Genomic DNA, 13,290 nt, shown 5'->3' with positions numbered 1-13,290 from the left:
CTGGTGTCAGCCGCCGGCTTCTGCGCTGCCTTCGCAGCCTTGTCGGTTGAAACGCCCGCTGGCTACCGCGGCGGCAAAGCCAGGATGGCAAGGCCGTCCGGTTCCTTGCCGGTAGTGAAGGCATGGCGCAGGGTCAGGCCAGGCAGGTCAAGCTGGCCGACGGTGTGGTCGTTGAGCGCGACATAGGCGCGGCTCGGGTCTGCGGGATGGAAGGCGAGCGCGATCGGCTTCGCGCCGGTATCGACCCGACCGGTTTCGGCGAGCGTGTCGGGATCGAAAATGCGGATGCTGCGCTCGCCGTAGTTGAGCACGAACAGGCGATCGTCCGGCGACCAGTAGATACGGGTGGGGTCCTCGCCGGTCGGCACCGTGCGCAGCGCTTCCATCGTGCGCGCGTCCAGCCGGGTGAGAGTGTGATCGTCGCGGCTGGCGACGTAGAGCGCTGCTTCGTCGCGGCTCAGGCAGCAGCCCTCCGGGCGCCTGCCGGCGTTGGCCGCGCGCGGTGCGCGGGTGGCATCGTAGGGGTGCACCAGTGTCACGGTATGCGACAGCAGGTTGGTCACGTAGGCCCGCTCGCCATCGGCCGACAACACGAACAGATGGCTTTTCACCCCGCCCGCCGGCACGGCGCGGTCCGGCACCGGGCGCTCCAGCGGCGCCTCGAACACCAGCAGCATATTGTCGCGCTCGCTCAACGCGTAGACGCGCCCTTGCCGGTCGATCTGCAGGCCATGGATGCGGTGATAGGGCGAGCAATCGAGCCGTGCCCCGACCGCGCCGCGCATCAGGTCGACTGCGATCACCGCGGCGCCGCCGTCGCCGGCATGCGCGAAGGTCTGCACGCCATAGTGGCCGACGTAGCCACACAGGCGCTCGCGGTCCACCACGAATTCATGGGGATAGTCCGGCAACTGCACGCTGAAGCGGCGCTGACCGCCAGCCAGTTCGTAAGCGCTGAAGCTATGGCCGAATTTCTCCACCAGCACGGCCGTCCATCGGTTGTCCATTCTGTCTCCTTGTGATTCGCACGCCTGTGGGATCCAGGCTTTTTGCATGGCGGCACAGGTGCTGCCACGGACAGAAGTTTGGCGCAGCAAACGATAACTATCTATTGAATATTAGGCAACGAGCTATATCCATTGGTTATCGCTACGCCGACCGCGGCAGCCGCGGCCACCATCGCCAGCCGGCCCGGCGCCGAGTCGTCATGTGCGGATGGTATGCTTGGTGCTTTCAACTCACACGCAAAGGGCGCGCACCCTGATGGAAATTGCCATACTGCTGGCGCTGATTCTGCTCAACGGCCTGTTCGCCATGTCCGAGATCGCGCTGGTCACGGCCCGCAAAGCACGTCTGCAGCGCCAGATCGAGAACGGTGACCGTGGCGCCATTGCCGCGGTCCAGCTGGGCGAGGACCCCACGCGCTTCCTGTCCACGGTGCAGATCGGCATCACGTCGATCGGCGTGCTCAACGGCGTGGTCGGCGAATCCACGCTGGCGCAGCCGCTTGGCCTCTGGCTGCAGGGCTTTGGCCTGGCCGCGGGCACCTCCGGCTATGTGGCAACCGCCATCGTGGTGGCCGGCCTGACCTACTTTTCCATCGTGCTGGGTGAACTGGTGCCCAAGCGCCTGGGCCAGATGGCCCCTGAAGCCATCGCGCGGCTGGTGGCACGCCCGATCGGCTGGCTGGCCGTCGCTTCCACCCCGTTCGTCAAGCTGCTGTCCAGCTCCACGCGGCTGGTGCTGCGGCTGCTGGGCACCAAGGTCGATCGCGGCCCGGGCGTGACCGAGGAAGAAATCCATGCGCTGCTGGTCGAGGGCTCCGAGGCCGGCGTGATCGAGCAGCACGAGCACACCATGGTGCGCAACGTGTTCCGCCTGGACGACCGCCAGCTGGCATCCCTGATGGTGCCGCGCGGGGATGTCGTCTACCTGGACGTGGAATCGCCGCTGGAAGAGAACCTGCGCCGCATCGAAGAATCGGACCATTCGCGCTTCCCGGTGGTGCGCGGCGGCATGCACGACATCATCGGCGTGGTCAGCGCGCGCCAGTTGCTGGCGCGCCGGCTGCGCGGCGAGCAAGCCGACCTCCTGGCCGTGCTGACGCCGGCGGTGTTCGTACCGGAAAGCGTGACCGGCATGGAACTGCTGGAGAACTTCCGCGGCTCCGGCGGCCAGATCGCCTTTGTCATCGACGAGTACGGCGAGGTGCTGGGTTTGGTCACGCTGCAGGACCTGATCGAGGCCATCACCGGCGAATTCAAGGCCGATGCCGCCGGCGAGGAATGGGCGGTGCAGCGCGAGGACGGCTCGTGGCTGCTCGACGGCCTGATCCCGATCCCGGAACTGAAGGACCGCATCGGCCTGCGCCAGGTGCCGGAAGAAGAAAAGGAGCGCTACCACACGCTGTCCGGCATGCTGTTGCTGCTGCTCGGCCGCCTGCCCCAGATCGCCGACACGGTGCAATGGGGCGACTGGCGCTTCGAGATCGTCGACATGGACGGCAAGCGCATCGACAAGGTGCTGGCCGCGCGCCTGCCGCCACAAGACGGGCCGGAGGACGAAACCACGGGCTGAGCCGCGAGGGCCATGCCCGGACGGTGTTCCTCCCCGCTGCCGGAACCGCGCGGCAGAGTCAACCTTCGGTCCTCCTGATGCGGCTTTGATCGACGTCAGATGAAAGTTGCGGGCCGGTCACTGTGCCCGCAACTTCCAGTGCTCCGCCGCTTCCCTTGGCTTATGATCGGACCCTGCGGCCGGCACGCGGCTGCGGCAGGCACGGTTCGCCAGGTGCCTGGACGGGGAATCCATGCCGCGCCAGCGGCTTGCAAAAAATACACAAACTGACAAAACAGGGAGACGCGGCCAGCGCAAGCGCCACCATCTGCTGTCCGCCATACCATCCATGCATCCAGACGCCGATGACATCGCCGCGCGTGCGGCCGGGGGCGCGAATGTGCCGAATGGCCCGACCGGAGCATCTGGCCCGGTCAGTGCCACGGCCCCTGCCAGCCTGGTCTCCGCGCTGGCGGCGCGCCGCACCCGCGCCGGGCAGCCGGAGGCCATCCTGGCGATCCGGCTCGACCGTTTTGCCAGCGCCTGCGAAACGCTGGGCGCGCAGCGCGCGGGCCGCCTGCAGGCCCTGGTAGTGGCCCGCATCGTGGGCCTGCTGCCGCCGGGCGCCGTCATGCACTGGGTAGCGGCGGCCGACCTGGGCGTGATCACGGCGCTGCCTGACGGCACCGTCGACCCCGCGCCGCTGGCCAGCCGCATTGCCAACGACCTGGGCCGGCCGTTCTCGCTGGATGGTTTTGAACTCTTCCTCTCCTGCAGCATCGGCGTGTCCGCAGACCATGCGGACATCCCGGCCGAGCGCAGTCTGCAGCAAGCCTTCGACGCCATGCTGCGGGTCGACCGCCAGGGCGGCGCCGGCCTGGCGCGCGCCGACAAGCCTGCGGCACCCCCGGCCGCCCCGCTGCTGGCCGCCCTGCCCGCCGCGCTCGAGCGCGGCGAACTGAGCCTGCAACTGCAACCACGCGCCGACTTTGCCGACGCCAGGGTCAGCGGCTATACGGTGCGGCTGCGCTGGCACAACCCGGCGCTGGGGCGCGTAGCGCCGCAGGATTTCCTGCCCGCGGTGGAAGCGCTCGGGCTGGTCGGGCCGATCGGCAGCTGGTTGCTGGAGAGCGTGCTGCCGCTGGTACGCGCCGCCGACGTCATCGCCCCGCTGCAGTTCACCCTGCTGGCCTCCAGCGCCCAGCTGCACCGCCCGCAGATGGTGGACGCGCTGGTCCACATTCTCGACGCCGGCGGCATCGCGCCGCAAAGCTTGTGCATCGAGGTGCCGGCCAGCGCCGTGCCGGCGGACGCCGACATCCTGGCACGCTTCACCGCATTGCGGCGCCGCGGTATGCAGCTGGCGCTGGGCGACTTCGACGACAGCACTGGCTGCCGCCACGCCCTGGCGGCGCTGCAGCCGGACCGCGTCACGCTGGACGTGCGCCGCCTGGGCCATGCCGACCAGCCCGGCGACAGTTCCGACCGCCTGCGCGACGCCTGCCTGCTGGCGCGCCGTGCCGGCGCAGCGGTCTGTGCCAAGGGCATCGAGAGCCGCCAGCAACTCGACGCCGTGCGCGCGTGGGGCTGCCATAGCGTGCAGGGCTACCTGCTGGCACAGCCGTTCCCGGCCACCTGGCTGCTGCAGACCCATGCGGCTATCCAGCAACGCGCGCAGGAACTGCTGGGGAATGTCGACTAAAGCGCCGACTGAAGCGCCCGGGCACCGTTGCGTCCGTTGCACGATTTACAAATTGGCACATACCAGATATCAAAGGCGCTCACGGCAGCGGTAAAATCTGCGGCAAACCCTCAATACAAGAATCCGTCGATTCTCAACATTCTCGAAAGGAGCCCGGCGTGAAGAAAGGTTGGATCTGGTGCGTTTTGTTTGCCACCCTGTTGGCTGGCTGCAACACGATGGCGGGGCTCGGCCAGGACATTCAGCGCGGTGGCCAGAAGCTCGAAAGCTCGGCGGACCGCCACAAGTAAGCTGTCCGGACCCAGTCCCGCGGGCGCGGTCCCAGACCGCGTCGACATGAAAAAACGGCACGCCAGCGCGTGCCGTTTTGCTTTGCTGCCGATGGCTTTTTCAGCGCTCAGCCTTGCTTGCGCAACGCCCGCGCCTGCTCGGCCAGCGTACGGATACGGCCCCAGTCGCCGCTGGCGACGGCATCCTTGGGCACCACCCACGAACCGCCCACGCACACCACGTTGGGCAGCGCCAGGTAGGACGGCGCCAGCGCGACGTCGATGCCGCCGGTCGGGCAGAAGCGCAACTGCGGCAGCGGGCCGCCCAGCGACTTGAGCATCGGCACCCCGCCCGCGGCCTGCGCCGGGAAGAACTTGAGGAAGGTGAAGCCGGCTTCCAGCGCCGCCATCGCCTCGCTGGCGGTGGCCACGCCCGGCAGCAGCGAGATCCCCGCCCCTTGCGCGCCCGCGGCCAGCGCCGGCGTCAGCCCCGGCGACACGGCAAACTGCGCCCCCGCGCCGCGCACGGCGTGCAGCTGATCGACGGTGAGCACCGTGCCCGCCCCCACGCAAGCCTGCGGCAGCGCGGCGGCCACGGCCTTGATCGCCTCCAGCGCCACCGGCGTGCGCAGCGTGATTTCCAGCAGCGGCAGGCCGCCGGCGACCAGCGCCTCGCTCACGTGCAGGGCTTCGTCGACCGAGTGGAACTCCAGCACGGGAATCACCGGCACGTCGGCCAGGCGTTGGAGCAGCGGGGAAGTCTGGTTTTGCATGGTGGCTGTCTCGGGAGGAATGGTTAAAAAAACGCAGAGATTTCAGGGATGTCGGCTCACGCGATCACCGACACCGACTGCGCCAGGCGTGCCAGCACAGTCTGCGAATCGGGGATCGGCGCCACCGCGCCGTAGCCGGTGGTGGACAGCGCCGCCGCCACGTTGGCGTAGCGCGCCGCCTCGAAAGGATCGGCACCCGCGGACAGGCGCGCGATAAAGCTGCCGCCGAAGCAGTCGCCCGCGCCGGTGGCATCGACCGGCTTGACCGGGTACGGCGGCACCAGCGTGCGCGATTCAGGCGTGGCGACATAAGCGCCCTCTTCGCCCAGTTTCAGCGCGACCAGTCCGATGCCGCAGCCAAGCAGGTAGTCCGCGATGGCATCGCGGTCGTCCAGCCCGGTCAGCACCGTGATGTCGTCCCAGCTCGGCAGGCACACGTCGGTGAACGCAAAGGCCTCGCGCATGATGCCGCGCGCGCGGGCCAGCGACCACAGCCGCAGCCGCAGGTTGGTGTCGAGCGAAACCTTGACCCCGGCCTTGCGCGCATGCTCCATCGCCGCCAGGCCGGCATCGCAGGCGCTGGTGCTGATCGCCAGGCTGATGCCGGACAGATGCAGGTAGCGTGCCGCGGCAATGGCGCCCAGCGGCAACTGCTCATGCTGGTAGCGGCTCGCGGCCGAGCCTTCGCGCAGGTAGTCGAAACGGTGGCCGTGGTTGTCGTGCGTGACAAAGTAGACGCCGGTCGGCGCGCCCGGGTCGACGTACACGTTGCGCGTATCGACCCGCTCCTGCGTCCACAGCGCGCGCAGCCGCTCGCCGAAGGTATCGGCACCAACGGCACAGATATAGCCCGTGCTGGCACCCTGGCGCGCGGCCGCGATGCAGAAGTTGGAAGTGTCGCCGCCAAAGCCTTGCAGGTAGCGCGACGGATCGTCGGGCAGCTGGTTGAACTCCACCAGCGGCTCGCCATAGGCCAGGATATCGATGCTCATGGGGCAGCCCACCTCAGAAGAAGGTTTGCACGATGTCGATCACGCGCAGGTCGCGGTCGAGTACCGGGATATGGCGCCACTTGTCGAAGGTCAGGCACGGGTGCGAGATATCGAAGGCGATCATGTCGCCGACCTGCACGTCGTCGCCCGGCTGGATCTTCAGGTACGCGTGCTGGTCCATCATGCCGGTGACCTCCCAGTGCGCAGGCACATCCACCGGCGCCTCGCTGCCCGGGCGATACAGCCGCGCCGGGATCGGCATGCCGGCGTCGAAGGCCGCGTCGCGCTTGCCCATGCCGATGATGGCGCGCTCCGGCTCGGGGATCGACTGCACATAGGCCCATAGCTGCAGCGCCGGCAGCAGGCCTTCGCGCATCTTCTGCGCGACCGGGTTGCTGGCCAGGATGCGCTGCTGCGCGGCGCGGTAGATGCCCACGTCGTGCGTCAGGTAGCAGCCCGGGCGCAGCACGATGTCGATCGGCGCGCCGATGTCGGTGCGCGCGAATTCCTCGGCGACCACGTCGTACCAGGCCGACCCCGCGCCCGACATCACCACCGGGCTGCGGCCAAAGCGGCCGTCCTTTGCGAGTTGCCGCGTGACCGCGACGGTACGCTGCAGGAAGCGGCGGATATCGGCCTCTTCCTGCAGCACGCCTTCATAGATCTCCACGCCCGCCAGCGACAGCGCATCCGGCCAGCGCGCCAGTGCGTCGAGCACGGCCTGCTGCTGGGCGTCATCGCGCACGCCGGTGCGCCCACCTTCCACGCCAAGCTCCAGCAAGACCTGCAACTTCTGCCCGCGCTCGCTGAAGAACTTGCCGAGCTGGTCGACCAGCGCGGCCGAATCCACCAGCGCGAAGAACTCGAACTCCGGATCGCGCAGCAGGTCCGCGATGATTTCCATATTGCGCCGGCCCACCAGCTGGTTGGCCATCAATACGCGCTTGACGCCATGCGCGTGTGCCGCGGCGGTCTGGTGCGCGGTGGCGAGCGTGATGCCCCACGCGCCCGCGCCCAGTTGGCGCGCGAACAGCTTGGGCGCCATCGTGGTCTTGCCATGCGGCGCAAGCAGCACGCCGTATTCGTTCATGAAGCGGCGCATCCATTCCAGGTTGTGCGCAAGCCGGTCTTCATAAAGCACCGCGGCCGGCAGGCTCAGTTCTTCCTGCAGCAGGCTCCAGCCGGTCTGGCCGGCATCCGGGGCCAGCGGGGCTTCCATCCGGCCCAGCGCCTTGTTGAGTGGATCGATCACGCCGGCCTGATACTTTATTTCACGCATCCTTGTCATCACCCTGAAAAAATCTGATTGACGTAATGATAGCCCTGAAAATAAGATATTTCATCCTTGTTATAAAGTAACACGCAGTCGGACCGAAGTGTGCCCCGGCAGCCTCCGGACTGGTGTCCGCGACGCGGCGCCAGTCACTGTTATAGCCCCTGTGCGCAGGGGCTGCCGACTCCGCCACATTGCGCCCGGACCACTTTCCGACCCGACCAGCCCGCCCATGACCGCCCCCTTCGACATCCTGACCCGCATCGCCGAGCGCGGCCCCGCGCTGCGCCTGGCCGAGCAGAAGGTCGCGCAGGTGGTGCTGGAAGACCTGGCCGGCGCGGCCGCCGCCAGCATCAACGAGCTGGCGCGCAAGGCCGGCGTCAGCGAGGCCAGCGTGACCCGCTTTGCCAAGGCGATCGGTTGCCGCGACGTGCGCGACCTGAAGCTGCGGCTGGCGCAGGCCACCGCGGTGGGCGCGCGGTTCCTGCAGCCGGGCGGCGTGCCCGGCGGCGAAGAAGCCCCGGCCACGCTGGCCGACAGCATCCATGCCGAGATCATCAACGCGCTCGAAGTCAATCGTGGCCTGATAGATGCGCAGCGCATCGAGCAGGCCGCGCGCCTGTTGCTTGGCGCACGCATGGTCTACGCTTTTGGCATGGGCGGCGGCTCGTCGTTCATGGCCGACGAGGCGCGCCACCGGCTGGCGCGACTGGGACAGCCGGTGGCGAGCTACCAGGACGCCCTGCTGCAGAAGATGGTGGCGGCGACATTGAGCCGCGACGACGTGGTGCTGGCGTTCTCGGCCAGCGGCCGCGTGCCGGAGATGCTGGCCAGCTGCGACATCGCGCGCGAATACGGCGCGCGGCTGATCGCGGTGACCGCGCTGGGCTCGCCGCTGGCGGCGCGCGCCGACGTGCTGCTGCCGGTGCGCACGCTCGAGACCGATTTCATTTTCAAGCCGTCCGCGTCGCGCTACGCGATGCTGATGGTGCTGGACGTGCTGGCCACACAGTGCGCGCTGCTGCAGCAGGACCAGAGCAAGGAGCGGCTGCGCCGGCTCAAGTACGTGCTGGACAGCCACCGCGGCGAATTCAGCCCCGGCACCGGCCCTGACAGCCGCCAGCCGCTTGGAGACTGACATGCCTCACCTGTTCGATACCCTGATCCGCTGCGTGACGCTGCTCGATGGTTCGGGCGCCACCGCGCGCCTGGCCGACGTGGCGCTGCGCGACGGCCGCATCGCGCGCATCGATGAAGCCGGCGCGATCGATCCCGATGCCGCCGCGCACGTGGTCGAAGGCCACGACCTGGTGCTTGCGCCGGGCTTTATCGACGTACATACGCACGACGATACCAACGTCGTGCGCCAGCCCGAGATGACGCCCAAGCTGTCGCAGGGCGTCACCACGGTAATCGTCGGCAACTGCGGCATCAGCGCCGCGCCGGTGACGCTGGCCGGCGAGCCGCCCGACCCGATGAACCTGCTCGGCCATGCCGACGCCTTCCGCTACCCGGATTTCAAGGCCTACGTCGATGCGGTCGAGGCCGCGCAGCCCGCTGTCAATGTCGCCGCGCTGGTCGGCCACACCGCGCTGCGCAGCAACCATATGGACCGCTTCGACCGCGCCGCCACACCGGCCGAGATCGCGGCGATGCGTGCGCAGCTGGAAGAAGCGCTGCAGCACGGCGCGCTCGGCCTGTCCACCGGCCTGGCCTACGCCAACGCCTTCAGCGCGCCGACGGAGGAAGTGCTGGCGCTGGCCGAACCGCTGGCCAATGCCGGCGCGCTCTATGCCACCCACCTGCGCAGCGAGTTCGCCGAGATCCTGGACGCGATGGACGAAGCCTTCCGCATCGGCCGCCATGCGCGCGTGCCGGTGGTGATCTCGCACCTGAAATGCGCGGGGGTCGACAACTGGGGCCGCAGCACCGAGGTGCTCGACGCCCTCGACGGCGCGCAACGCTGGCAGCCGGTCGGCTGCGACTGCTACCCCTACACCGCCAGCTCGTCCACGCTGGACCTGAAGCAGGTCACCAGCGACTTCGACATCATGGTGACCTGGTCCGAAGGCGCGCCCGAGATGGGCGGCCGGCTGCTGGCCGATATCGCCGCCGAATGGCAGGTCGACCTGCACGAGGCCGCGCGCCGGCTGATGCCCGCGGGCGCGGTCTACCACTGCATGGAGGATGCCGACGTCGACCGCATCCTGAGCCACCCCGCCACTGTGATCGGCTCCGACGGCCTGCCCAACGACCCGCTGCCGCATCCGCGCCTGTGGGGCGCGTTCCCGCGCGTGCTGGGCCACTATGCGCGCGACCGCGAGCTGTTCCCGCTGACGGTGGCCGTCAACAAGATGACCGGCCTGTCCGCCGAGCGTTTCGGCCTGCACCAGCGCGGCTTCGTGCGCGAAGGCTACTGGGCCGACCTGGTGCTGTTCGACGCGACCACCATCCGCGACGCGGCCAGCTTCACCGATCCGATGCAACCGGCCGAAGGCATTGCCGCGGTCTGGGTCAACGGCGAGCTGTCATGGCAGCAGCGCCAGAGCACCGGCGTGCGCGCCGGCAGGTTCCTGGCGCGCGGCGCGGCCTGACCCCGGCTTCCTTTCTCAATCTTTTCCCTGCAACAAATTCCAGGAGTTCCCATGGATATCAAACGATTCGGCGTCGAAGGTGGCACCGGCACCGGCGGCCAGCACATGCCCTTTGCCCGCGCGGTCGCGGCCGACGGCTGGCTCTACGTTTCCGGCCAGGTGCCGATGGTCAACGGCGAAGTCATCGACGGCGGCATCGTCGCGCAGACCCACCAGGCCATCAAGAACGTGCTGGCGATCCTGGCCGAGGCCGGCTACGGCCCCGAGCACGTGGTGCGCTGCGGCGTGTGGCTGGACGATGCGCGCGACTTCGCCTCGTTCAACAGGATCTTCAAGGAATACTTCGGCGCCAATCCCCCGGCGCGCGCCTGCGTGCAGTCGAGCATGGTGGTGGACTGCAAGGTCGAAGTGGACTGCATCGCCTACAAGAAGCCGGCGGCCTGAGCCTACTGCCTGCTTGCCATCGCTGAGGGTGTGTGCCCCTCTCCCATGAAATGGGAGAGGGGCCGTGGGAGAGGGCCGGGCGTATCCATGATGCGCCGCCGGCCATGGAACCTCCTGCCCTCTCCCCCGCCCCTCTCCCGCTTGCGGGAGAGGGGAGAAAACCAAAAAACCTGAATCGCTGCCGCCACAAGCGGCTTTTTTTCCACGCAAGGAGACAATATGGGTGCCGTCACCGGAACCACGCTCTTGGTGTATGCGCTGATCGCCGTGATCGCCCTCGTGGTGCTGATCGCGCGCTACAAGCTCAACCCCTTCATTACCCTGGTCGTCGTCTCGGTGCTGCTCGGCTTTGCCGTGGGCATGCCGATGGGCGACATCGTCAAGTCCTTTGAAGCCGGTGTCGGCGGCACGCTCGGCCATATTGCGCTGGTGGTGGGCCTGGGCACCATGCTCGGCAAGATGATGGCCGAGTCCGGCGGCGCCGAGCGCATCGCGCGCACGCTGATCGATTTCTTCGGCGAAAAGAACGTCCATTGGGCAATGGCGACCATCGCCTTTATCGTCGGCCTGCCGGTGTTCTTCGAGGTGGGCTTCGTGCTGCTGGTGCCGATCGCCTTCAACGTGGCCAAGCGTACCGGCACGTCGATGGTGCTGGTCGGCATCCCGATGGTGGCCGGCCTGTCGGTGGTGCACGGCCTGATCCCGCCGCACCCGGCCGCGCTGCTGGCTGTGACGGCGTATGGCGCCGATATCGGCAAGACCATCATGTATGCGCTGATCGTCGGCATCCCGACGGCGGCGCTCGCCGGCCCGCTGTTCGCCAAGCTGATGGACCGCTACGTCAAGCTGCCCGAGGTCAACCCGCTGGCCGACCAGTTCACCGAAGAGGATGAGAGCGTCAAGGAATCGCACCATCTGCCGAGCTTTGGCATCACGGTGTTCACCATCCTGCTGCCGGTGATCCTGATGCTGATCGGCAGCTGGGCGGACGTGTTCACTACGCCCAAGACCTTTGCCAACGACTTCCTGAAACTGATCGGCAACTCGGTGATGGCACTGCTGATCGCCGCGCTGGTGAGCTTCTACACCTTCGGCAAGGCGCGCGGCTTCAATCGCGAGATGATCCTCAAGTTCACCAACGAGTGCGTGGCGCCCACCGCCATCATCACGCTGGTGGTCGGCGCCGGCGGTGGCTTCGGCCGCATCCTGCGCGACTCGGGCATCTCCACCGCCATCGTCGACGTCGCCACCGGCGCCAACGTGTCAGTGCTGGTGCTGGGCTGGCTGGTGGCGGTGATGATCCGTATCGCCACCGGCTCGGCCACGGTGGCCATGACCACCGCCGCCGGCATCGTCGCGCCGATCGCGGCCAGCGTGCCGGGCACCCGGCCCGAGCTGCTGGTGCTGACCACCGGTGCGGGCTCGCTGATCCTGTCGCACGTCAACGACGGCGGCTTCTGGCTGGTCAAGGAGTACTTCAACATGACCGTGACCCAGACCTTCCAGACCTGGTCGGTGTGCGAAACCATCATCTCGGTGGTGGCGCTGCTGCTGACGCTGGGGCTGGCCACGGTGATCTGAGCGTTTCCCTTCCGCGCCCCCCTTTCGACGGGGGCGCACCGCGAGGCCCCGGCAGCAACCGGGATTGCCTTGCCCCCGCCCGGCCCTTTGCGCACTGGCTCTGAAGCAACGGTTTACAACCCTACGGCCAGCGCCTAAGGTCAACCAGTGTGACTCGCCGGGAACCGCCCCATGTCGATCGACCGCCGCTCCTTCCTTGGCCTGGCCGCCGGGCTGGCCGCCACCGCCGGATTTGGCGCCGTCGTGCCCGCTGGCGCCGCCACCGTGGCCGCGCCGATGCGCCGCAACATTCCGGGCACCACCGAAGCCCTGCCCGTGATCGGCATGGGCACCGCCGACACCTTCAACGCCGGGGCCACCGCTGCCGACCGCAAGCCGCTGGCCGAGGTCATGGGCCTGCTGCTGCAGACCGAAGGCTCGGTGGTCGACACCGCGCCCAGCTACGGCACCGCCGAGGCCGTGACCGGCGACCTGCTGCGCGCGGCCAATGCCCGCAACCGCGTGTTCCTGGCCACCAAGATTTCGGCCCCGGCCGGCGCCCCCGCGCAGGCGCAGTGGGCCCATTCGCTCGCAGACCTGCACGTGGACAAGGTCGACCTGTTGCAGGTGCACAACCTGATCGACTGGCAGGCCAACCTGCGCTGGCTGCGCGAGCTGAAGGAACAGGGGCGCATCCGCTACCTGGGCATCACCCATTACCGCGAAGACGCGCACGAAGCGCTGGAAAAGATCGTGCGCAGCGAGCGCATCGATTTCGTCCAGGTCAACTATTCCATCGCCGAGCGCAATGCCGAGCGTACCCTGCTGCCGCTGTGCGAGTCGCGCGGCGTGGCGGTGCTGGCGAACCGGCCGTTCCAGGACGGGCGCCTCTTCCGCGCCGTCAAGGACCGCCCGGTGCCGCCCTGGGCCGGCGATATCGACTGTGGCTCCTGGGGCCAGCTCTTCCTCAAGTTCATCGTCAGCCATCCGGCCGTGACCGCGGCCATCCCGGCCACCTCCAAGCCGCGCAATATGGCCGACAACCTGGGCGCGGGGCTGGGCCGCATGCCCGATCCCGGCCAGCGCGAGCGCATCGCCGCGCTGCTGGCCTGACGCGCAAGGCGCCC

General features: G+C 68.2%; 12 protein-coding genes. 8 read left to right on the top strand and 4 right to left on the bottom strand.

Features of this window, described 5'->3' with window-relative positions:
- Positions 1 to 62 precede the first annotated feature (62 nt).
- A complete protein-coding gene (locus ABNX08_RS25390; RefSeq protein WP_022538454.1) occupies positions 63 to 1,007 on the bottom strand; it encodes a YncE family protein in 945 nt (314 codons plus the stop codon).
- 256 nt (positions 1,008 to 1,263) lie between these two features.
- Here ABNX08_RS25390 and ABNX08_RS25385 point away from each other — a divergent pair, with 256 nt between their 5' ends.
- From ABNX08_RS25385 to ABNX08_RS25375, 3 genes are all read left to right on the top strand, one after another.
- Positions 1,264 to 2,577, top strand: coding sequence for a hemolysin family protein (locus tag ABNX08_RS25385; protein ID WP_022538453.1), 1,314 nt, complete (start codon positions 1,264 to 1,266; stop codon positions 2,575 to 2,577).
- A 328-nt stretch (positions 2,578 to 2,905) separates the two neighbouring features.
- Positions 2,906 to 4,258, top strand: coding sequence for a GGDEF domain-containing protein (locus ABNX08_RS25380; protein WP_022538452.1), 1,353 nt, complete (start codon positions 2,906 to 2,908; stop codon positions 4,256 to 4,258).
- A gap of 158 nt (positions 4,259 to 4,416) precedes the next feature.
- A complete protein-coding gene (locus ABNX08_RS25375; protein ID WP_010814145.1) occupies positions 4,417 to 4,548 on the top strand; it encodes an entericidin A/B family lipoprotein in 132 nt (43 codons plus the stop codon).
- Between the two features lie 107 nt (positions 4,549 to 4,655).
- Here ABNX08_RS25375 and ABNX08_RS25370 read toward each other — a convergent pair whose 3' ends face one another.
- From ABNX08_RS25370 to ABNX08_RS25360, 3 genes are read right to left on the bottom strand one after another with little or no spacing between them, the layout of a single operon-like run.
- Complete coding sequence (locus tag ABNX08_RS25370; RefSeq protein WP_022538451.1) at positions 4,656 to 5,300, bottom strand: bifunctional 4-hydroxy-2-oxoglutarate aldolase/2-dehydro-3-deoxy-phosphogluconate aldolase; 645 nt, start codon at positions 5,298 to 5,300, stop codon at positions 4,656 to 4,658.
- A gap of 56 nt (positions 5,301 to 5,356) precedes the next feature.
- Positions 5,357 to 6,292 carry a sugar kinase gene (locus ABNX08_RS25365; RefSeq protein ID WP_022538450.1) on the bottom strand — a complete coding sequence of 312 codons (936 nt, stop codon included), beginning with the start codon at positions 6,290 to 6,292 and terminating at the stop codon, positions 5,357 to 5,359.
- Positions 6,293 to 6,305: 13 nt separating this feature from the next.
- Positions 6,306 to 7,571: an amino acid deaminase gene (locus ABNX08_RS25360; protein WP_022538449.1), complete on the bottom strand. Its 1,266-nt coding sequence runs from the start codon at positions 7,569 to 7,571 to the stop codon at positions 6,306 to 6,308.
- A 226-nt stretch (positions 7,572 to 7,797) separates the two neighbouring features.
- Between ABNX08_RS25360 and ABNX08_RS25355 the strand changes: the two genes are divergently transcribed.
- The 5 genes from ABNX08_RS25355 to ABNX08_RS25335 all read left to right on the top strand — a co-directional run bounded on the left by ABNX08_RS25355 (position 7,798) and on the right by ABNX08_RS25335 (position 13,276).
- Positions 7,798 to 8,703 carry a MurR/RpiR family transcriptional regulator gene (locus tag ABNX08_RS25355; protein WP_349605976.1) on the top strand — a complete coding sequence of 302 codons (906 nt, stop codon included), beginning with the start codon at positions 7,798 to 7,800 and terminating at the stop codon, positions 8,701 to 8,703.
- Position 8,704: 1 nt separating this feature from the next.
- Positions 8,705 to 10,159: an amidohydrolase family protein gene (locus ABNX08_RS25350; protein WP_022538447.1), complete on the top strand. Its 1,455-nt coding sequence runs from the start codon at positions 8,705 to 8,707 to the stop codon at positions 10,157 to 10,159.
- Positions 10,160 to 10,210: 51 nt separating this feature from the next.
- Entirely contained in the window at positions 10,211 to 10,603 is a 393-nt protein-coding gene (locus ABNX08_RS25345; RefSeq protein WP_022538446.1) for a RidA family protein, read from the top strand.
- Between the two features lie 219 nt (positions 10,604 to 10,822).
- A complete protein-coding gene (locus tag ABNX08_RS25340) occupies positions 10,823 to 12,184 on the top strand; it encodes a GntP family permease (protein WP_022538445.1) in 1,362 nt (453 codons plus the stop codon).
- Between the two features lie 171 nt (positions 12,185 to 12,355).
- The gene (locus ABNX08_RS25335; RefSeq protein ID WP_022538444.1) at positions 12,356 to 13,276 is read left to right on the top strand and encodes an aldo/keto reductase; all 921 of its coding nucleotides are present in this window, start codon (positions 12,356 to 12,358) and stop codon (positions 13,274 to 13,276) included.
- The last annotated feature ends 14 nt before the right edge of the window (positions 13,277 to 13,290 follow it).

This window comes from Cupriavidus sp. DF5525 (assembly GCF_040149425.2).
Classification (GTDB): Bacteria; Pseudomonadota; Gammaproteobacteria; order Burkholderiales; family Burkholderiaceae; genus Cupriavidus; species Cupriavidus pickettii_A.
Note: the sequence above shows the minus strand (reverse complement) of the source record. Positions and strands in the feature narration are given on the sequence as shown.